Raw genomic sequence first — 19,620 nt, 5'->3', positions numbered from 1 at the left:
CCCTTTGATTCGCCGATCCAGGCGTCCTGTTTGCGCCCCCTTCGGATCGCTTTTTGCGGAATCCTTCAAATGAGCCAACAGTTTCAACACGATGTCCTGGTGATTGGCAGCGGCGCCGCGGGCTTGAGCCTTGCACTGACGCTGCCGAGCCACCTGCGCATAGCCGTTCTGAGCAAGGGCGACCTGGCCAATGGCTCGACATTCTGGGCCCAAGGCGGTGTCGCCGCGGTGCTGGATGACACCGACACCGTGCAATCCCATGTCGAAGACACCCTGAATGCCGGCGGAGGCCTGTGCAATGAAGAAGCCGTGCGCTTTACCGTCGAGCACAGCCGCGAAGCCATCCAATGGCTGATCGACCAAGGCGTGCCCTTCACCCGTGATGAACATTCAGGCACCGACGACGGCGGCTTCGAGTTCCACCTGACCCGCGAGGGCGGCCACAGCCATCGGCGCATCATCCATGCCGCCGACGCCACCGGCGCCGCAATCTTCAAGACCCTGCTCGACCAAGCGCGCCAACGCCCCAACATCGAATTGCTGGAGCAGCGAGTCGCCGTCGACCTGATTACCGAAAAACGCCTGGGCCTGTCGGGCGAACGCTGCCTCGGCGCCTACGTGCTCAACCGCGCCAGCGGCGAAGTCGACACCTACGGCGCCCGCTTCACGATTCTCGCCTCGGGCGGCGCAGCAAAGGTTTACCTCTACACCAGCAACCCCGACGGCGCCTGCGGTGATGGCATTGCCATGGCCTGGCGTTCCGGCTGCCGGGTGGCGAACCTGGAATTCAACCAGTTCCACCCCACCTGCCTGTATCACCCGCAAGCCAAGAGTTTCCTGATCACCGAAGCCCTGCGCGGCGAAGGCGCGCACCTGAAACTGCCCAACGGCGAACGCTTCATGCAGCGCTTCGACCCACGAGCCGAGCTGGCCCCACGAGACATCGTCGCCCGGGCCATCGACCATGAAATGAAGCGCCTGGGCATCGACTGCGTCTACCTGGACATCAGCCACAAGCCCGAAGCGTTCATCAAGACTCACTTCCCGACGGTCTACGAGCGCTGCCTGGCGTTCAACATCGACATCACCAAAGGCCCGATCCCGGTCGTCCCGGCGGCGCACTACACCTGCGGCGGCGTGATGGTCGACCAGCACGGGCGCACCGACGTGCCCGGCCTGTATGCCATCGGCGAAACCAGCTTCACCGGCCTGCACGGTGCCAACCGCATGGCCAGCAACTCGCTGCTGGAATGTTTCGTATACGCCCGCTCCGCCGCTGCCGACATCCTTGAACAACTGCCGCGCATCCCGGTGCCGGCTGCCCTGCCCCGCTGGGACGCCAGCCAGGTCACCGATTCGGACGAAGACGTGATCATCGCTCACAACTGGGACGAGCTGCGGCGCTTCATGTGGGACTACGTGGGGATCGTGCGCACCAACAAACGCCTGGCGCGGGCGCAACACCGGGTTCGGCTGCTGCTAGATGAGATCGACGAATTCTACAGCAACTATAAAGTCAGCCGCGACCTGATCGAGCTGCGCAACCTGGCCCAGGTGGCGGAACTGATGATCCGCTCGGCCATGGAACGCAAGGAGAGCCGGGGCCTGCATTACACCCTCGACTACCCGCAAATGCTGCCCGAAGCGCGCGACACTATTCTGGTGCCAACCACCTACGGCGGCTGAACTTCAAGCGCACCCGCAGGCGCCGATGCACATCGGTGGCCTGCGAATCCCGCGGCACGCAGATCGAACGTACCTGCCAGTCACCCTGCACCCGAAAGCGCAGTACCACGATCAACGGCAACGCCAGGCTGTCGGGGCGCAATTGCACGCGGTGCCAGCCACGTGCGGCGCTCCACAGCTGCCAGCCCTCCTCATCGCGACGCAGGCCACAAATCGACGAACGGTGAGTCAGCAGGAGATGACGCGGCACCACCCAACCGGCATGGGCCAGGCACAACGAGGCGCCAAAGGCAGCAACCCACGGGGATACATCGAGAAACCACAACGCACCCAATGCGAACGCCTGGGCGAAAAGATAAACCGCCAGCAACTGCCCGGAGGCATGCCAGCGGCATTCGAACGTATTACTTGGGCTGGACACGATCCAGAATCATCCGAACCATGCGCTGCAGCTCCGGGTCTTCCGATTCGGCGCGTTCCATGAACCAGCCGAACATGTCCTGATCTTCGCATTCCAGCAGCTTGCGGTAGCAGTCGCGGTCGACGTCGTTGAGGTGCGGATAGACCTCCCTGACGAACGGTACCAGCAACACATCCAGCTCAAGCATGCCGCGGCGGCTGTGCCAGTAGAGGCGATTGAGTTCTACATCTTCGACCATGGAGCGCTCCTCAAATAGAGCGCAAGTATACAGGCCGACGCTGCCTGGAACAGTCGGCTTTGGTCGGCCATACGGAAACTATCCATTTGCCGGGCGCCCCTCTATGATGCACTCATGACTTTTTAACCTGCGATGACCCATGGCTGACTCTGCTTTCTTCTGTCCCCTGTCCCACGAAGGCGTTCTTGCCGTCCGCGGCTCCGACGCTGCCAAGTTCCTCCAGGGACAACTGACCTGCAACCTCAACTACCTGAGTGACACCCAGGCCAGCCTGGGCGCACGCTGCACCCAAAAGGGGCGCATGCAGTCGAGCTTCCGCATTCTGCTGCAAGGCGATGGCGTGCTGCTGGCCATGGCGACCGAACTGCTGGAGCCGCAACTGGCGGACCTGAAAAAGTACGCCGTGTTCTCCAAATCCAAACTTACCGACGAAAGCGCCGCCTGGGTGCGCTTCGGTGTATCGGATGCGGATCAGGTACTGGCCAGCCTCGGCCTCGAGCTACCCGCCGAGACCGACAGCGTGGTGCGCAGTGACGACTTGATCGCCATCCGCGTATCGCCGGGCCGCGCCGAACTCTGGGCCCCCGCCGCCCAGGCTGAAACGCTGCACAGCCAACTCGCCGGGCAATTGAACGAAGGTGAACTGAACCAGTGGTTGCTGGGCCAGATCCGGGCCGGCATCGGCCAGGTCATGCCTCAGACCCGCGAACTGTTCATCCCGCAAATGCTCAACCTGCAAGCCATCGGCGGCGTCAGCTTCAAGAAAGGCTGCTACACCGGCCAGGAAATCGTCGCGCGCATGCAGTACCTGGGCAAACTCAAGCGCCGCCTGTACCGCCTGAGCCTGGCTGCCAGTGAACTGCCGGAGCCAGGCACCCCACTGTTTTCCCCGACTCACAACAGTGCCATCGGCGAGGTGGTCATTGCCGCCCGTGCCGACCAAGGGATTGAACTTCTAGCGGTGCTGCAAGCCGAAGCAGCAGAGAGTGGCGATGTGCATGTAGGCACGCTGGAAGGCCCGGGCCTTCAGTTGCTCGACCTGCCCTACCAACTGGACCGTGATCGCGAGATCCAGCGCTGATCGTCGTACCTTTTTGCAACACCCTTGAGATCATGAATGAACATGCTGGCGGAAAAAGTCCAACAGGCGTTGGTTGTGGCCATCGATAACGATGACCTGGTTCTGCCAACGTTGCCGGAAGTAGCCCTGAAGATTCGTCAGGCCGCCGAAGACCCGGACATCAGTATCAGCCATCTAAGCAAAGTGATCAGCCGCGATACCGCCTTGTCGGCGCGGCTGATCAAAGTGGTCAACAGCCCGCTGTTGCGCGCGACCCAGGAAGTCACTGACCTGCACACCGCCATCACCCGGTTGGGCACCAACTACAGCAGTAACCTGTCGATCGGGCTGGTGATGGAACAGATCTTCCACGCCCGTTCCGACGTGGTCGAACAGAAGATGCGCGACGTGTGGCGACGCAGCCTGGAAGTGGCCGGCGTGAGCTACGCGCTGTGCCGCAACCACAGCCAGTTGAAGCCTGACCAGGCAGCCCTCGGCGGCTTGGTGCACCAGATTGGCGTGCTGCCGATCCTGACCTACGCCGAAGATCACTATGAGCTGCTGGCTGACCCCGTCAGCCTCAACCACGTGATTGAAAGCATCCACCCGCTGCTGGGGGACAAACTGCTGCGACGTTGGGACTTCCCGGAAATGCTGGTGAACCTGCCAGGGCAATACCTCGACCTGGAGCGCGACTCCGAGCGCCTGGACTATATCGACCTGGTGCAGGTCGCCGTGCTGTATTGCCACCGCAACACCGACCATCCGCTCGCCAGCGTGCCGCTATCGACGCTGCCTGCAATCAAGAAACTGCGCCTCGACCCGCACAGCGACGCCTTGCGTGCCGATCTGGATGAAGCGCGGTCGATGTTTTACTGATTACCCCGCAATAAAACTTACCCGCACCTTCAACCCCGCCAACTCACCATCATGCAAGCTGATCTGCGCCAGATGTGCCCGACAGATCTCACCGACAATCGCCAGCCCCAAGCCCGAACCCAAGCCCTGCTGACTGCGCCGATAGAACCGCTCGAATACCCGATCCCGCTCATCCAGCGGGATTCCCGGGCCGTCGTCTTCCACCTCAAGCACCGCCGGCGCCGTCACCCGCAGGATCACGTTGCCACCCGGCGGCGTGTGGGCCAAGGCGTTGTCCACCAGGTTGCTCAACAACTCGTTCAACAAGGTCGGCTCGCCTCGCAGCCACACTGGCTCATCGGCTTCCAGGGCCAGGGCTACGCCACGTGCATGGGCCAGCGGCGCCATGGCCATGCCCAGTTCGCGAGCCAGCTGGCTCAAGTCCAGCAACTGGGCCCCGCCTTCGGCAATCGCCCGGGCACCGTTTTCGATGCGAGCCAGCGACAGTAATTGATTGGCCAGGTGAGTCAGCCGATCAGTGCCCTGGGCGGCGGTTTCCAGGGTGGTGCGCCAGGTGGCCGGGTCTTCGGCCCGCAGGCCGAGCTCCAGGCGCGCCTTGAGCGCCGCCAGGGGTGTGCGCAGCTCATGGGCGGCGTCGGCAATAAACTGTGCCTGGCGCTCGAACTGCCCGCGCAGGCGTTCAGTGAAATGGTTGAGCGCCCGAACCAGCGGACCCAACTCATGCTGCACTTCCACCAGCGGCAATGGCCGAAGGTCATCGGGCTGGCGCTCTTCCACGGCCGTGCGCAAACGCTCCAATGGCCGCAACGCTGCACTCACGGCAAACCACACCAACAACAACGCGCCGACAGCCAACATCCCCAGGCGCAGCAAAGTATCGGCCATCAGGCTGCGAGCCATGGCGACCCGCGCCTCATCGGTTTCGGCCACACGTATCTCCGCCATGCCATTCATGTTCGGTTCGGAGACGGCCTTGAGCAGGCTGACCACTCGCACGTTCTGGCCCTGATACTTGGCGTTATAAAAGCGCGCCAGCGCCGGATAGTCATCGGTGCGCGGCGTGCCCGGCGGCGGGCCCGGCAGGTTCTCGTAGCCGGAAATCAGCTTCTGGTGAATATCGTTGACCTGGTAGTAAATCCGTCCGGCGCTGTCGTAGGCGAACGTATCCAGGGCCACGTACGGCACGTCGGCACTCAAGGTCCCGTCGCGATGGGACAGGCCGGCCGCAATGGTCCGTGCCGAGGCCAGCAGCGTGCGGTCGTAAGCCGTGTCGGCCGCCTCGCGCCCATTCCAGTAAGCGCTCAAGCCGCTGGCGAGCATCAACACCACCAGCAACAGCGCCAGGTTCCACAGCAGGCGCCAGCGCAGGCTGCTGGGCTTATGCATCGCGAGCTTCCAGCAAGTACCCCAGGCCACGGAAGGTGACGATGGCCACCGGCTGGCCATCGAGTTTCTTGCGCAGGCGATGCACGTAGATTTCGATGGCGTCGGGGCTGGCCTCTTCATCCAGGCCGAACACCTGGGAGGCCAGTTGCTCCTTGCTCATCACCCGGCCTGGACGCGCAATCAGCGCCTCAAGCACCGCCTGCTCGCGGGAGGTCAGGGTCAGCAGTTCGCCACCCAGGGTGAAGCGCCGCGTATCCAGGTCGTAAATCAGCACGCCACACGCCTGCTGCCGCTCACCGCCCAACACGCTACGGCGCAGCAGGGCTTTGACTCGGGCTTCCAGTTCCGTCAGTTCGAACGGCTTGGCCAGGTAGTCATCCGCCCCCAGGTTGAGGCCGTGCACCCGGTCTTTCACATCACTGCGAGCGGTCAACATCAGCACCGGCAGATTTTTACCGCGGGCCCGCAACCGCGCCAACACCTCAAAACCGTCCATGCGCGGCAGGCCCACATCAAGGATCGCCACCGCGTATTCCTCGCTGCTCAAGGCCAGGTCCGCCGCCACCCCATCGTGCAACACGTCGACGGTCAAACCCGTGCTCTTGAGCGCTTGGGCGACACTTTCGGCTAGCTGCAAATGGTCTTCGACCAGAAGGACACGCATGGGTTTTTACCTCGTTCGGGGGTGGTCGGCGCCACGCTTTGCCGGGGAGTTTACAGGCGCAACCTGTGCTGTGAAGCCCGAAAACATTGAAAGACGACTGAAAGGTTAGTGAAAGCTTCGCCCTTTAGCATCCAGCCACGGTGGATTTCGCCTGCCGAGCTATTTCACCCATAGCGCCCGAAAAACGCCTCGAAGCGTTTTCGCCAAAATAAGAACAATAAACGGAGTACACCCACGATGCTGCGCACACAGCCGCCTGCTCGTTCTTCTCGTTTCACCCAGACCGCCCTTGCCAGTGCTGCCGCCTTTGCCGGCTTTTCGCCTGTAGGCCAAGCCGCCTTTTTCGAGGACAGCACCGCCACCCTCGAAACCCGCAACATGTACTTCAATCGCGACTTTCGCGATGGCACCAGCGCACAACAATCCAAGCGCGACGAGTGGGCCCAGGGCTTCATGCTCAACCTGCAATCGGGCTACACCGACGGCACCGTCGGCTTTGGCGTGGATGCCCTGGGCATGCTCGGGGTCAAGCTCGACTCCAGCCCCGACCGCACCGGCACCGGCCTGCTGCCCACCCACGATGACGGTCGCGCCGCCAACGAATATTCCAAACTCGGCCTGACCGGCAAAGTGAAGATCTCCGCCACCGAGCTGAAGATCGGCGCGCTGATCCCCGAGCTGCCGATCCTCAAGCCCAACGACGGGCGCATCCTGCCGCAGACGTTTGAAGGCGGCCTGTTGAGTTCCAAGGAGTTCAAGAACCTGGTGTTCACCGGCGGCCGCCTGAACAAGGCCAAAGACCGCGACGACACTAACTACGAAGACATCGGCCTCAATAACAAGAACAGCCGCTTCCTCAGCGGTGCCACCGGCAAGCATTTCGATTTCGGCGGCGTGGACTACAAGTTCGCCGACAAGATCACCGGCAGCTACCACTTTGCCCAACTCGACGACGTGTACCGCCAGCATTTCCTCGGCCTGGTCGCCTCACGGCCGATGGGCCCCGGCACCTTCGGCGCCGACCTGCGCCTGGCCGTCAGTGATGACACCGGGGCCGCCCGCGGCGGCAAGATCGACAACACCTCCCTCAACGGTCTCTTCAGCTATGCCCTCAATGGCCATAAGCTCAGCGCCGGCTATCAACACATGTCGGGCGATAGCGCCTTTCCCTACGTGGACGGTAGCGATCCTTACCTTGTCAACTTCGTGCAGATCAACGACTTTGCCGGCGCCGAAGAACGCTCCTGGCAGGCACGCTACGACTACGACTTCGCCAAGCTGGGGATTCCCGGCCTGAGTTTCATGAGCCGTTACCTGTCGGGTGACAACATCAAGCTCAAGAACGGCGAGACCGGCAAGGAGTGGGAACGCAACAGCGAGATCAAGTACGTGGTGCAAAGCGGCACCTTCAAGGACGTGGCCGTGCGCCTGCGTAATGCCACTTACCGTTCCAACTATTCGGCCCGTGATGCGGATGAAGTGCGCCTGCTGGTGAGCTACAGCGTCGCACTCTGGTAACAGCAACCTCATAACAACAATGATGGAGATGAACATGACCCTTTCACTGCGTAAATTTGCCCTGACGGCCAGCTGCATGCTGTTCGCCAGCCAATTGCTGGCCGCCGAGCCCAAGCGCCCGGAATGCATCGCCCCGGCGTCCCCGGGCGGTGGTTTTGACCTGACCTGCAAACTGGCGCAGAGCGCGTTGGTCAACGAGAAGCTGCTGAGCAAGCCGATGCGCGTGACCTACATGCCCGGCGGCGTGGGTGCGGTGGCCTACAACGCCGTCGTGGCGCAGCGTCCGGCAGACGCCGGCACGCTGGTGGCGTGGTCCAGCGGCTCGCTGCTGAACCTGGCCCAAGGCAAGTTTGGCCGCTTCGATGAAAGCGCCGTGCGCTGGCTCGCGGCCGTCGGTACCAGCTACGGTGCCATCGCGGTGAAAAACGATTCGCCCTACAAAAACCTCGACGATCTGGTCAAGGCCCTGAAGAAAGATCCGGGCAGCGTGGTCATCGGTTCCGGCGGCACCGTCGGCAGCCAGGACTGGATGCAAACCGCATTGATCGCCAAGGCCGCCGGGATCAATCCGCGTGACCTGCGCTACGTGGCACTGGAAGGCGGCGGCGAAATCGCCACCGCCCTGCTCGGCGGCCACATCCAGGTGGGCAGCACCGACATCTCCGACTCCATGCCGCACATCCTCAGCGGCGACATGCGCCTGCTGGCGGTGTTCTCCGACGAGCGCCTGGATGAGCCGGAAATGAAGAACATTCCGACCGCCAAGGAACAAGGCTACGACATCGTCTGGCCGGTAGTACGCGGCTTCTACCTCGGGCCAAAAGTCAGCGACGAAGACTACGCCTGGTGGAAAGACGCCTTCGACAAACTGCTGGCTTCCGAAGAGTTCGCCAAGCTGCGTGACCAGCGCGAGCTGTTCCCGTTCGCCATGACCGGCCCGGAACTGGACACCTATGTGAAGAAACAGGTGGCTGACTACAAAGTGCTGGCCAAAGAGTTCGGCCTGATCCAGTAATCGCCCCTCTGTGGGAGCGGGCTTGCTCGCGAAAAACTTCAACGATGACGCGTGCTGCCTGTATAAACGCGACGTCCTGGCGTTCTTCGTGAGCAAGCTCGCGCCTACAAGAGTCTCCAAGGAGTTTCCCATGCTCTTACAACGCATTTTCGCCTCAGTGATGTTGTTGGTCTGCGCCGGCCTCGCACTGATGGCCTGGCCGTATCAGGCTTCGTTTTCCTATGAGCCGGTAGGACCTCGGGCCTACCCGCTGCTGATGCTCGGGCTGATGGGCCTGGGTTTGCTCTACATGCTGTTTCGCCCACAACCCACCAAGCACACTGAAGAAGAGCCCGCGCTGGACCGCGAGACACTGGTCAAGATCGCTGCCTGCGTGACGCTGTTGATCATTTTCGCCGGCACCTTCGAACCCCTGGGTTTCATCCTCAGCAGCATGCTGATCGGCATTCCGATGGCCCGCCTGTATGGCGGCCGATGGATGCCCAGCGTGGTAATCGTGACCTTGATGAGCATCGGTCTTTACCTGCTGTTCGACAAAGCCATGGATGTACCGCTGCCGCTCGGCCTGCTTGAAGTTCTGGAGAACTGATATGGATACGTTCAGCTATTTGGGCCAGGGCTTCGGCGTTGCACTGACCCCTTACAACCTGATCACCGCGCTGTGCGGGACCTTGATCGGCACCGTCGTCGGCCTGTTGCCGGGCCTTGGGCCGATCAACGGCGTAGCGCTGTTGATCCCCATCGCGTTCGCCCTCGGGCTGCCGCCTGAGTCGGCATTGATCCTGTTGGCCGCCGTGTACCTGGGCTGCGAATACGGCGGGCGTATCAGCTCGATCCTGTTGAACATCCCGGGTGAAGCCTCCACCGTGATGACCACCCTCGATGGCTACCCAATGGCCCGCAAAGGCCTAGCGGGCGTGGCATTGTCGCTGTCGGCATGGAGTTCGTTCATCGGTGCGTTTATCGCCACCTGCGGCATGGTGCTGTTCGCCCCGCTGCTGGCCAAATGGGCGATTGCCTTCGGACCGGCGGAATATTTCGTACTGATGGTGTTTGCCATCGTCTGCCTGGGCGGCATGGCCGGTGACAAACCGCTGAAGACCTTTGTCGCGGCGTTGATCGGCCTGTTTCTGTCAGCGGTGGGTATCGATGCCAACAGCGGTGTGTACCGCTTCACCGGCGATAACATCCACCTGACCGACGGCATCCAATTCGTGGTGCTGGTGCTGGGCCTGTTCTCCATCAGCGAAATCCTGTTGCTGCTGGAAAAAACCCACCGTGGCCAGGAGGCCGTGAAAGCCACCGGACGGATGATGTTTAACCTGAAGGAAGCTTCCGCAGTATTCGTCGTAAATATTCGCTGCGGCCTGTTGGGTTTCATCATGGGCGTGCTGCCGGGCGCGGGTGCAACACTCGCCTCCGCCGTGGCCTACATGACCGAAAAGCGTCTGGCCGGAGCCAGCGGTAAATTCGGCCAGGGCGACATGCGCGGCCTGGCGGCGCCGGAAACTGCGATCGGTGCTTCCGCCTGCGGCGCCCTGGTGCCGATGCTGACCCTCGGTGTACCCGGCTCGGGTACCACCGCCGTGATGATCGGCGCGCTGTCGCTGTACAACATCACCCCCGGCCCGCTGCTGTTCCAACAGCAGCCCGACATCGTCTGGGGCCTGATCGCCTCGTTGTTTATCGCCAACATCATGCTGGTGATCCTCAACATCCCGATGATCCGCATCTTCACCCGCATCCTTGCCGTGCCGAACTGGGCGCTGGTGCCGGTGATCGCCATCATCACCGCGATCGGTGTGTACGCGGTTCACGCCACCACCTTCGACCTGTTCCTGATGGTCGGCATCGGCATCTTCGGCTACATCCTGCGCAAGCTGGATTTCCCGCTGTCGCCGGTGCTGCTGGGCTTTATCCTCGGTGGTTTGATGGAACAGAACCTGCGTCGTGCGCTGTCGATTTCCAACGGTGAACTGCAGATCCTCTGGTCGAGCCCGATCACCTTTGGCGTATGGGTACTGACGGCCTTGATGTTGTTGTTCCCGCTGGTGCGCATCTGGCGCAAGCGTTCCCTGCAGCGCCGTGCCGTGGCCGATGTCTGAGGCCACGTTTAAAAACTGGTGGGCAACACCGCTGGTCGGTCTGCTGGGCGGGTACCTCGCCAGCCAGATCGGCTGGCCACTGCCGTACATGGTCGGCTCGTTGTTGGCGATCATCCTCGTGCGCTGCCTCACACCCTGGCAGCTGGCGGAAATTCCCGGCGGCCGCAAATGCGGCCAATGGGTGGTAGGCATCGGTATCGGCCTGCACTTCACCCCGGTGGTGATGGAACAGGTGATGAGCCACTTCGGCCTGATCTTCTTTGGCGCGCTGGTCACCAGCCTCTCCAGCATTGTGGGCGTGTGGTTGATGCGCCGTAGCGGTGAAGACCGCGCCACGGCGTTTTTCTCGAGCATGCCGGGCGGGTCGGGGGAGATGGTCAACCTCGGTGCACGCAATGGCGCGGTACTCAGCCGCGTTGCCGCAGGCCAGAGTTTGCGGGTGTTGGTGGTGGTGCTGTGTGTACCGGCGGCGTTCAAGTATTTGCTGGGGGAAGGTGCTCCGCAGTTTCATCCGGCGACCGTCGATTGGGCATGGCTAGCGGTGCTGTTCCCCGTCGGCGCGTTGGTAGCCTGGGGTTGGCAGCGCTTGCGTCAGCCGAATCCTTGGCTGTTCGGGCCGCTACTGGTCAGCGCCATCGTCAGTATCACCTGGGACTTGCACATCGGCCTGCCAGACGGTGGCAGCCAGATCGGCCAGTGGCTGATTGGCAGCGGCCTGGGTTGCCACTTCAACCGGCAGTTCTTCCGGCGCGCGCCATTGTTCATGGGGCGTACCTTGATCGGTACAGTGTTGACCATGTTGATCGCGACACTGGCGGCGGTAGGTTTGAGCGCGCTGACGCATCTGGATCTGCGTTCACTGACACTGGGCATGATGCCCGGGGGGATTGCCGAGATGAGCCTGACGGCAGAAACCCTGCAACTGTCGGTGCCGTTGGTAACGGCGATGCAGGTGATGCGCTTGTTGTTTGTGTTGTTTCTGGCGGAGCCGTTGTTTCGGCACTGGAACCGACAGCCAGACAAAATCTAACGCCTCGCGACGTTCAATTGTGGGAGCTGTCGAGCCCCAGCGAGGCTGCGATAGCGGTGGGTCAGGCAGCATTGATGCTGACTGTGCCGCCGCCTTCGCAGCCTCGCTAAAGCTCGACAGCTCCTACATTGGATCTACGTCAAACCGGCGGCAATCGCCACTCAATCGGCGTCTCGCCATTCTGCTCAAGAAACTTGTTGGCGCGGCTGAAATGCCCGCAGCCAATAAACCCTCGATACGCCGACAGCGGCGACGGATGCACCGACGTCAGCACCAGATGCTTGGTGGCGTCGATCAACTTCTGCTTGCCCTGCGCATGGGCACCCCAGAGCAAGAACACCAGGTGCGGCTGATGCTCGCTCACCACTTCAATAATCCGATCGGTAAAGAACTGCCAGCCCTTGCCCGCATGGGCGTTGGCATTCGCACGCTCCACGGTCATGGTGGTGTTGATCATCAGCACGCCCTGGTCAGCCCAGCTTTGCAGGTAGCCGTGGTTGGGGATGTCGATGTTCAGGTCGCGCTTGAGTTCTTTATAGATATTGACCAGCGACGGCGGCGCCGGCACGCCCGGCTGTACCGAGAAGCACAAGCCGTGGGCCTGGCCCGGGCCGTGATACGGGTCCTGGCCGAGGATCACCACCTTGACCTTGTCCAACGGCGTCGAGTTGAGCGCGTTGAAGATCATCGGCCCCGGCGGGTAGATTTCCTTGCCGGCCGCGTGCTCCTGGCGCAGGAATTCCCGCAACTGGGCCATGTACGGCTGGTCGAACTCGTCACGCAGGGCGTGTTTCCAGCTGGGTTCGAGTTTGATACGGTCGTCGGAGGTCATGGTTGCATCCAGAAAAAACAATGGTGCGAACCCTAGGAAAGCCCACCCTGCTTGTCAATTGATCTGACGCAGAACCGGCACTTTCCTGTGAAGCGATCATACTGAACCTTCACTTTCTCGATTGAGGTCATGATGAACCTGCACTTCGAAGAGCTGATTGGCACCGGCGGCGCCCGCATTGGCATCGCCAGCCTGGACGCGGAAAAATCCCTCAACGCCCTGTCCTTGCCGATGATCCTGGCCCTGAGCGAACGCCTGGACGCCTGGGCCAAGGACCCGCAAATCGTCTGCGTGCTGCTGCGCGGCAATGGCCCCAAGGCCTTTTGCGCCGGTGGCGAAGTACGTAGCCTGGCCCAGGCCTGCCGTGAGCATCCCGGCGAAGTCCCGGCACTGGCCGCGCAATTTTTCGCCGCTGAATACCGTCTCGACTACCGCCTGCACACCTATCCAAAACCGCTGATCTGCTGGGGCCACGGCTATGTGCTGGGCGGCGGCATGGGCTTGCTGCAAAGTGCCGCTGTGCGCATCGTCACCCCGAGCAGCCGCTTGGCCATGCCGGAAATCAGCATCGGTCTGTACCCGGACGTGGGCGCCAGTTGGTTCCTGTCACGCCTGCCCGGCAAGTTGGGTTTGTTCCTCGGCCTGACCGGCGCCCACATGAATGGCCGGGACGCCCTGGACCTGGGCCTGGCCGACCGCTTTCTGCTGGATGAACAACAAGACGAGCTGCTCGAAGGCCTGCTGCAACTGAACTGGCAGGAACAGACCGACATGCAACTCAACAGCCTGCTCAAGGCCCTGGCCCAGGAAGCCATCGGTCAGTTGCCCGAAGCCCAATGGCTGCCGCGCCGCGGGCAGATCGACGAGTGGCTGGATGTAGGCGATGTGCGCTGCGCGTGGCGCGCCTTGAGCCTGTTGCGCGACCACACCGACCCGCTGTTCAGCCGCGCCGGCAAGACCTTGAGCGAAGGCTGCCCGCTGACCGCGCACCTGGTCTGGGAGCAGATTCAGCGGGCGCGGCACCTCTCCCTGGCCCAGGTGTTCCAGATGGAATACACCTTGAGCCTGAACTGCTGCCGTCACCCGGAATTCAGCGAAGGGGTGCGGGCGCGGTTGATCGACAAGGACCAACGGCCCCACTGGCATTGGCCGGATATCAATTTGATCCCTGAGGCCGTGGTGCAGGCACACTTCCACAAGGTGTGGGAAGGGCGGCATCCGCTGGCGGACTTGTCGGACTATTGAGCGCCCGTCAGCGCTTTGCCGCCTCGAACGTGAAGGCACAATTATCGGGTTGACGGTCTTCGCACTGGAATGTGGGTTGCCCGAAAACATCGGTACCCGGTTGCCAGTGCGTGGTCTCTGCCAGCGACATCGTGCCCCCGCCCCGGGCCGGGCCGAACCTCAAGGCAACCGTGTTACCTCGGACGGTTTTATAGATGCACTTTTCCAGGTAGCCACGCTTGCGCTCACCCGACTCCCGCGGGATAAAAATCGCCCCCACAAAGGTCTCCACGAGGTCCTGGCCGCTCATTGTCTGGCTTATCCAGGGGGACTCTTTATCAGCTCCCTGAAAATGGCCATCAACATAGCGCACGGTACTCGGGTAAGGGCAGCCTTGCGCCGCCGCCAATGTGCTGAAGCCTGAAAGAATAAAAAAGAATAAGTAAAGCGGGCTGACTCGCATGGTACGGGCTCCGTCAGTCGATACAGGAAACGACACGCCAGCTAGCGTCCGCACCCAATTAACTACAGTCGTAGCCCATAGAATAGCTGTCAAATATGACAGTACCGACCAGCGGTCAGCAAAAACGGCGCCTAAGCGCCGTTTTTCCAATTAGTACGATCAGCGATGCCCGCCACGGCCTCCCCCGTGGCCACCTTGGCCGCCCTGACCACGCCCGCCGCCATTGCCCCAATGACCGTTGCCCCAACCCTGGTTGGGGTAAGGCCGGTAACCGGCTCGCGGCCCTGCAGGGTAATAGCGAGGCGCCGGCTGGTAATAACGCGGCGACGGGTAGTAACGCTGCGGTGGCGGGTAGTAACCCTGGCGGTAATGATAATAAGGACCGCCGCCGTAGTAGTACGCCGGCGCGGGCGCCGTGTAGACCTCGGAACCGTAGTAGGCCCCGCCGCCATCGTAATAGGGCGCACACGCAGACAGGGTCAAACCGAGCAAAGCGATGAGAAGCAGTCGACGATACATGGCGGCCTCCTGGACCGCGGAAGAGCACACCCAGCGACGCTGGGGGGCGGCAAACAGCTTTCACTGCCTGACGAAATATCTGACATCAAAAACGGAATCTGGTGCGATTTAGACATAGATTGATACATCTGCTGGTCGCCTCATTGCAGTGCAACCCCGCACCACCACAACGCATATTCACTGCACGTTTCGCCCTCCACCTCGCGCCAACCCACGCCGTTACTGCGCCCATGCCACTTGGCACGACTCTCGCTTTACCTCTCCCGTGCAAGAGTCATCACAGGTTCGCGGCACCACAATTTGCAATGGCTGACTAGGGTTCCGGCTCGCTAAGGCGAGTGGCTGGTCCGAGAGTTGGCGACCTCCAGTTGAGGTTACACGGCGGGATAAAAGCCCGGGAGACAAGCCACCGTTCACGGTGCCGCGTTGCTCCTGCTCGCCCTTGATCAACTGGAGAAGCATCCATGCCCTCGATACGTCTACCCGCCCTGCTCGCCGCCGCCTTTGCCGCCGTGGTGAGTTTTTCCGCCCAGGCCGCCCCCAAAGACCATTTCAGCGTGTGCTGGACGATTTATGCCGGCTGGATGCCGTGGGAGTACGCCGGCAGCCAAGGCATCCTCGACAAGTGGGCCAAGAAGTACGGCATCAAGATCGACATGGTGCAGCTCAACGACTACGTCGAATCCATCAACCAGTACACCGCCGGCCAGTTCGACGGCTGCACCATGACCAACATGGACGCCCTGACCATCCCCGCCGCCGGTGGCGTGGACAGCACCGCGCTGGTGGTCAGCGACTTCTCCAACGGCAACGATGGCGTGGTCATCAAGGGCATCGGTAAGACCGTCGCCGACCTCAAGGGCATGAACGTCAACCTGGTGGAACTCTCGGTGTCCCACTACCTGCTGGCCCGCGCCCTGGAGTCAGCCGGCCTCACCGAAAAAGACCTGAAAGTGGTCAACACCTCCGACGCCGACATCGCCGCCGCCTTCAACACCGACCAGGTCAAGGCCGTCACCACCTGGAACCCGATGCTCTCGGAGATCAAGGCCAAGCCCGGCGTCACCGAAGTGTTCGACTCCAGCAAAGTGCCCGGCGAAATCATGGACATGATGGTGGTCAACACCCAGACCCTCAAAGACAACCCCAAGCTGGGCAAGGCGCTGACCGGTGCCTGGTTTGAAGTGGTCGCCTTGATGAACGCAAAAAACGCCGCCAGCACTGACGCCCTGGAACACATGGCCAAGGCCTCCGGCACCGACCTCAAGGGCTTCCAGTCGCAACTGGACACCACCAAGCTGTTCGCCACGCCCAAGGAAGCCCTGGCCTTCGCCACCAGCGCGCAGTTGCCCGCCACCATGGGCAAGGTCGCCGAGTTCTCGTTTAAACACGGCCTGCTGGGTGAAGGTGCCAAGGACACCAACGCCGTGGGCATGAGCTTCGCCAACGGCGTGACCCGCGGCGACACCGCCAACCTCAAGCTGCATTTCGACCCCAGCTACGTGCAGATGGCCGCCGACGGCACGCTGTAAGAGGACCCGGCCATGCGCCTGATCAACCGTCACCCGGAACGCTCCAGTCGCCTGCTGTTGGTGCTGCTGCCCTTCGCCCTGCTGCTGTTCGCCTACTTCGTGGGCTCGGCCGAGCGCCTGGCAGACAACCCCAACGACAAGCTGCTGCCCAGCGCCGCACAAATGGGCGACGCGGTGAAACGCCTGGCCTTCAACGCGGACGCTCGCACCGGTGAATATGTGCTGTGGCAAGACAGCGCATCGAGCCTGCGTCGCCTGGCGATCGGTCTCGGCATCAGCGCCCTCGCCGGCCTGTGCCTGGGCATCGCTGCCGGGACCTTGCCGCTGTTTGGCGCACCGTTGTCGCCGTTACTGACGGTGCTGTCGATGGTGCCGCCGCTGGCGATCCTGCCGATCCTGTTCATCGTGTTCGGGCTGGGAGAATTGTCGAAAGTGATGCTGATCGTGATCGGCATCACCCCGGCCCTGGCGCGGGACCTGGAACAGCGGGCGCGGGAAATTCCCGTCGAGTTGCTGGTGAAGGCGCAGACCCTCGGCGCCTCCACATGGACCCTGATGCTGCGGGTGGTGCTGCCGCAATTGCTGCCACGCTTGCTGATCTCCCTGCGCTTGATGCTGGGCTCGGCGTGGCTGTTCCTGATTGCGGCCGAAGCCATCGCCTCCACCGACGGTTTGGGTTACCGGATCTTCCTGGTGCGCCGCTACCTGGCGATGGACGTGATCCTGCCCTACGTGGTGTGGATCACCCTCCTCGCCTGGCTGATGGACTGGGGCCTAAATGCCCTGACCCGGCGTGCGTTCCCCTGGTACGAAGGAGCGCGGGCATGAGCTTTATCATCGTCAACAATGTGTGGCAGCGCTATGGCGATCAGGTGGTGTTGGAGCGCCTGAACCTGCACGTGGCCGAAGGCGAATTCTGCACGTTGGTCGGCACCTCGGGTTGCGGCAAATCGACCTTCCTGCGCCTGTTGCTGGGGCAGGAAAGCGCCAGCCATGGCGAGATCCTGCTGGACGGTAAACCTCTGGCCGCCGAACCCGACGCCAGCCGTGGCGTGGTGTTCCAGCGCTACTCGGTGTTCCCGCACCTGACGGTGCTGAACAACGTTGCACTCGGCCTTGAATTGCCGCGCTCGCCGTTGCTCGGTCGCCTGTTCGGCAACGCGAAAAAACAGGCACGGGAACAGGCAGCAGCACTGCTGCATAAAGTCGGTTTGGGCCACGCCCTGGACAAGTACCCGGCACAGCTTTCCGGCGGCATGCAACAGCGGCTGGCCATCGCCCAGGCGCTGATCATGAAGCCCCGCGTGCTGCTGCTGGACGAACCCTTCGGCGCTCTCGACCCGGGCATTCGCAAAGACATGCACCTGCTGTTGCTGGAGCTGTGGCGCGAAACCAGGCTGACGGTGTTCATGGTCACCCACGACCTGAGCGAAGGCTTCAGCCTCGGCACCCGCCTGCTGGTATTCGACAAGGTGCGCCTCGACCCGCACGCCCCCGGCGCTTATGGCGCCCGCATCACCTACGACATCCCTTTGAACAGCGAACGCCGCAAGGCGATCGCCGCCGAACTTGGAGCCACTTCCAAATGACCGACTCGACTCAATTGTTCCCACCCTTCGCCGAGGAAATGCTCCCCGGCGGCGGCCACCGCTCCTTCGTGCTCAAGCGCGGCCAACTGCTGCGCCTCACCGACATTCGCGGCGGCGCCAACGTCAGCCTGACCCTGCTCAATGCCAATGAAAAAACCGAGCGCCTTAACCTGCCCGACAGCCTCAAATGCCAACACACCGCCAAGCTCACCAGTGGCCATTGCCTGTACTCGGACATGGGCCGCGTATTGGCCGCCATCACCGCCGACACCTGCGGCTGGAGTGACAGCATCGGCGGCGTGTTATGCGCCTCCGAAGTCGCGGAAAAATACGGCAAGGGCCGCTATCAAGAGCTGCGCAACGGCTTCTACCGCAACGGCACCGACAACCTGCTGGTGGAGTTGGGCAAGTGGGGCCTGGGGCTGTCCGACCTGCTGATGACCCTCAACCTGTTCAGCAAAATCACCGTGGATGACGCCGGCACGCTGCACTTCGCCGAAGGCCATTCCAAGGCCGGCGACTACATCGAACTCTACGCACCGATGGACACGCTGGTGGTGCTCACCGCCCTGCAACACCCGATGGACCCTAACCCCGAATACGCGCCGCAGCCGCTGAAACTCAGCTGGATGAACGCCGACCCAAGCGTCGCCGAACACTGCCGCACCTCGCGCCCGGAAAACGAGCGCGGCTTTATCAACACTGACCGTCTGTTCGCCTGAGGACCTGCCATGTCTATCGCACTCGCCAACCAACCGGACGCGGCCGTGTACCGCGCGACCATCCCCGCCGGCGAACCCTGGCTGATGGAAGTCAAGGCCGGCCAGACGCTGCGCATCCTCGACCTTGAGGGCAACCAGGCCGTCGACACGCTGTTCTACAGCCTGAAAAACCCCAAGGAACGCTACGACGTGCAGCGCACGTTGCGCCGGCAAAACAGGGTGTACCTGAGCATCGGCAGCGTGCTGTATTCCAACCTTGGCCAGCCGATGCTGACCATCGTCGACGACACCTGCGGGCGCCATGACACCCTCGGCGGCGCCTGCGCCCAAGAGAGCAACACCGTGCGCTACGCCCTGGAAAAACGCTACATGCACAGCTGCCGCGACAACTATCTGCGGGCCTGCGCCCACGATGGAAGGCTGGGTAAAAGCGACATCGGGCCGAACATCAATTTCTTCATGAACGTGCCGGTGACCGCCGATGGCGGACTGACGTTTGAAGACGGCATTTCCGCCCCCGGCAAATACGTCGACCTGCGGGCCGAGATGGACGTGATCGTGCTGATCTCCAACTGCCCGCAACTGAACAACCCGTGCAACGGCTACAACCCCACCCCGGCGGAGTTACTGGTATGGAACTGAAAATGAAGCGGTTGCGTCAGTGGTTGTTCGCCCTGTGCCAGGCTCGAGCCGGGCAGTGCCTCCGAAAACGCTGAAGATCAAATGTGGGAGCTGGC

Annotated in this window: 21 protein-coding genes and 1 riboswitch; of the genes, 14 read left to right on the top strand and 7 right to left on the bottom strand. The window is 62.2% G+C overall.

Annotated elements, in window-relative coordinates:
• Positions 1 to 69 precede the first annotated feature (69 nt).
• On the top strand, positions 70 to 1,686 hold the full coding sequence (gene nadB, locus K0H47_RS06780) for an L-aspartate oxidase (protein WP_063032633.1): 1,617 nt from the start codon (positions 70 to 72) through the stop codon (positions 1,684 to 1,686).
• Here nadB and K0H47_RS06775 read toward each other — a convergent pair.
• Both K0H47_RS06775 and K0H47_RS06770 read right to left on the bottom strand, forming a co-directional pair.
• Positions 1,655 to 2,107 carry a protein YgfX gene (locus K0H47_RS06775; RefSeq protein WP_177070732.1) on the bottom strand — a complete coding sequence of 151 codons (453 nt, stop codon included), beginning with the start codon at positions 2,105 to 2,107 and terminating at the stop codon, positions 1,655 to 1,657. The two genes, nadB and K0H47_RS06775, sit on opposite strands and share 32 nt — an antisense overlap.
• A complete protein-coding gene (locus tag K0H47_RS06770; protein WP_003212000.1) occupies positions 2,091 to 2,345 on the bottom strand; it encodes a succinate dehydrogenase assembly factor 2 in 255 nt (84 codons plus the stop codon). Before K0H47_RS06770 ends, K0H47_RS06775 begins: the two co-directional genes overlap by 17 nt.
• 139 nt (positions 2,346 to 2,484) lie before the next feature.
• Between K0H47_RS06770 and K0H47_RS06765 the strand changes: the two genes are divergently transcribed.
• Both K0H47_RS06765 and K0H47_RS06760 read left to right on the top strand, forming a co-directional pair.
• A complete protein-coding gene (locus K0H47_RS06765) occupies positions 2,485 to 3,426 on the top strand; it encodes a folate-binding protein YgfZ (RefSeq protein ID WP_177027160.1) in 942 nt (313 codons plus the stop codon).
• A gap of 36 nt (positions 3,427 to 3,462) precedes the next feature.
• Positions 3,463 to 4,284, top strand: a complete 822-nt coding sequence (locus K0H47_RS06760) for an HDOD domain-containing protein (RefSeq protein ID WP_219272240.1) — start codon at positions 3,463 to 3,465, stop codon at positions 4,282 to 4,284.
• Here the strand turns inward: K0H47_RS06760 and K0H47_RS06755 are convergent, their stop codons facing one another.
• Together K0H47_RS06755 and K0H47_RS06750 are read right to left on the bottom strand one after the other, a co-directional pair.
• Positions 4,285 to 5,670 carry a sensor histidine kinase gene (locus K0H47_RS06755; protein WP_063032642.1) on the bottom strand — a complete coding sequence of 462 codons (1,386 nt, stop codon included), beginning with the start codon at positions 5,668 to 5,670 and terminating at the stop codon, positions 4,285 to 4,287.
• Positions 5,663 to 6,334: a response regulator gene (locus K0H47_RS06750; protein WP_003212008.1), complete on the bottom strand. Its 672-nt coding sequence runs from the start codon at positions 6,332 to 6,334 to the stop codon at positions 5,663 to 5,665. Before K0H47_RS06750 ends, K0H47_RS06755 begins: the two co-directional genes overlap by 8 nt.
• A gap of 237 nt (positions 6,335 to 6,571) precedes the next feature.
• Between K0H47_RS06750 and K0H47_RS06745 the strand changes: the two genes are divergently transcribed.
• The 5 genes from K0H47_RS06745 (at position 6,572) to K0H47_RS06725 (ending at position 12,002) form a co-directional block, all read left to right on the top strand.
• On the top strand, positions 6,572 to 7,852 hold the full coding sequence (locus K0H47_RS06745) for an OprD family porin (RefSeq protein ID WP_093200760.1): 1,281 nt from the start codon (positions 6,572 to 6,574) through the stop codon (positions 7,850 to 7,852).
• Positions 7,853 to 7,880: 28 nt separating this feature from the next.
• Positions 7,881 to 8,867, top strand: coding sequence for a tripartite tricarboxylate transporter substrate binding protein (locus tag K0H47_RS06740; protein ID WP_166742143.1), 987 nt, complete (start codon positions 7,881 to 7,883; stop codon positions 8,865 to 8,867).
• Between the two features lie 130 nt (positions 8,868 to 8,997).
• On the top strand, positions 8,998 to 9,456 hold the full coding sequence (locus tag K0H47_RS06735) for a tripartite tricarboxylate transporter TctB family protein (protein ID WP_093200767.1): 459 nt from the start codon (positions 8,998 to 9,000) through the stop codon (positions 9,454 to 9,456).
• 1 nt (position 9,457) lies between these two features.
• A complete protein-coding gene (locus K0H47_RS06730) occupies positions 9,458 to 10,972 on the top strand; it encodes a tripartite tricarboxylate transporter permease (RefSeq protein WP_063032650.1) in 1,515 nt (504 codons plus the stop codon).
• Positions 10,965 to 12,002 carry an AbrB family transcriptional regulator gene (locus K0H47_RS06725; protein WP_177027161.1) on the top strand — a complete coding sequence of 346 codons (1,038 nt, stop codon included), beginning with the start codon at positions 10,965 to 10,967 and terminating at the stop codon, positions 12,000 to 12,002. Before K0H47_RS06730 ends, K0H47_RS06725 begins: the two co-directional genes overlap by 8 nt.
• Positions 12,003 to 12,141: 139 nt before the next feature.
• Here the strand turns inward: K0H47_RS06725 and ung are convergent, their stop codons facing one another.
• Positions 12,142 to 12,834: a uracil-DNA glycosylase gene (ung, locus tag K0H47_RS06720; RefSeq protein WP_017479266.1), complete on the bottom strand. Its 693-nt coding sequence runs from the start codon at positions 12,832 to 12,834 to the stop codon at positions 12,142 to 12,144.
• A 132-nt stretch (positions 12,835 to 12,966) separates the two neighbouring features.
• Here ung and K0H47_RS06715 point away from each other — a divergent pair, with 132 nt between their 5' ends.
• Positions 12,967 to 14,079: an enoyl-CoA hydratase/isomerase family protein gene (locus tag K0H47_RS06715; RefSeq protein ID WP_177070737.1), complete on the top strand. Its 1,113-nt coding sequence runs from the start codon at positions 12,967 to 12,969 to the stop codon at positions 14,077 to 14,079.
• 7 nt (positions 14,080 to 14,086) lie between these two features.
• On the opposite strand, the gene K0H47_RS06710 is transcribed toward K0H47_RS06715, so the two are convergent.
• Complete coding sequence (locus tag K0H47_RS06710; protein ID WP_177070738.1) at positions 14,087 to 14,521, bottom strand: DUF3757 domain-containing protein; 435 nt, start codon at positions 14,519 to 14,521, stop codon at positions 14,087 to 14,089.
• A gap of 159 nt (positions 14,522 to 14,680) precedes the next feature.
• On the bottom strand, positions 14,681 to 15,040 hold the full coding sequence (locus tag K0H47_RS06705; protein WP_177027163.1) for a hypothetical protein: 360 nt from the start codon (positions 15,038 to 15,040) through the stop codon (positions 14,681 to 14,683).
• A gap of 302 nt (positions 15,041 to 15,342) precedes the next feature.
• Positions 15,343 to 15,443: riboswitch (guanidine-I (ykkC/yxkD leader) on the top strand.
• Positions 15,444 to 15,504: 61 nt separating this feature from the next.
• On the opposite strand from K0H47_RS06705, the gene K0H47_RS06700 reads away from it, so the two are divergent.
• The 5 genes from K0H47_RS06700 to K0H47_RS06680 are packed head-to-tail and all read left to right on the top strand — an operon-like array spanning position 15,505 to position 19,525.
• The gene (locus tag K0H47_RS06700; protein ID WP_063032660.1) at positions 15,505 to 16,572 is read left to right on the top strand and encodes a putative urea ABC transporter substrate-binding protein; all 1,068 of its coding nucleotides are present in this window, start codon (positions 15,505 to 15,507) and stop codon (positions 16,570 to 16,572) included.
• 12 nt (positions 16,573 to 16,584) lie between these two features.
• Positions 16,585 to 17,400 carry an ABC transporter permease gene (locus K0H47_RS06695; RefSeq protein ID WP_219272238.1) on the top strand — a complete coding sequence of 272 codons (816 nt, stop codon included), beginning with the start codon at positions 16,585 to 16,587 and terminating at the stop codon, positions 17,398 to 17,400.
• Entirely contained in the window at positions 17,397 to 18,161 is a 765-nt protein-coding gene (locus K0H47_RS06690; protein ID WP_063032664.1) for an ABC transporter ATP-binding protein, read from the top strand. The genes K0H47_RS06695 and K0H47_RS06690 overlap by 4 nt, the downstream gene beginning before the upstream one ends.
• Positions 18,158 to 18,883, top strand: a complete 726-nt coding sequence (locus K0H47_RS06685) for an urea amidolyase associated protein UAAP1 (RefSeq protein ID WP_219272237.1) — start codon at positions 18,158 to 18,160, stop codon at positions 18,881 to 18,883. Before K0H47_RS06690 ends, K0H47_RS06685 begins: the two co-directional genes overlap by 4 nt.
• A gap of 9 nt (positions 18,884 to 18,892) precedes the next feature.
• Positions 18,893 to 19,525: an urea amidolyase associated protein UAAP2 gene (locus K0H47_RS06680; RefSeq protein ID WP_093200786.1), complete on the top strand. Its 633-nt coding sequence runs from the start codon at positions 18,893 to 18,895 to the stop codon at positions 19,523 to 19,525.
• Positions 19,526 to 19,620 lie beyond the last annotated feature (95 nt).

Origin of the sequence: Pseudomonas sp. Xaverov 83 (assembly GCF_019352905.1) — a bacterium.
Taxonomy (GTDB): Bacteria; Pseudomonadota; Gammaproteobacteria; order Pseudomonadales; family Pseudomonadaceae; genus Aquipseudomonas; species Aquipseudomonas yamanorum.
The sequence above is the reverse complement of the archived record's forward strand: the minus strand, read 5'-3'. Positions and strand labels throughout refer to the sequence as shown.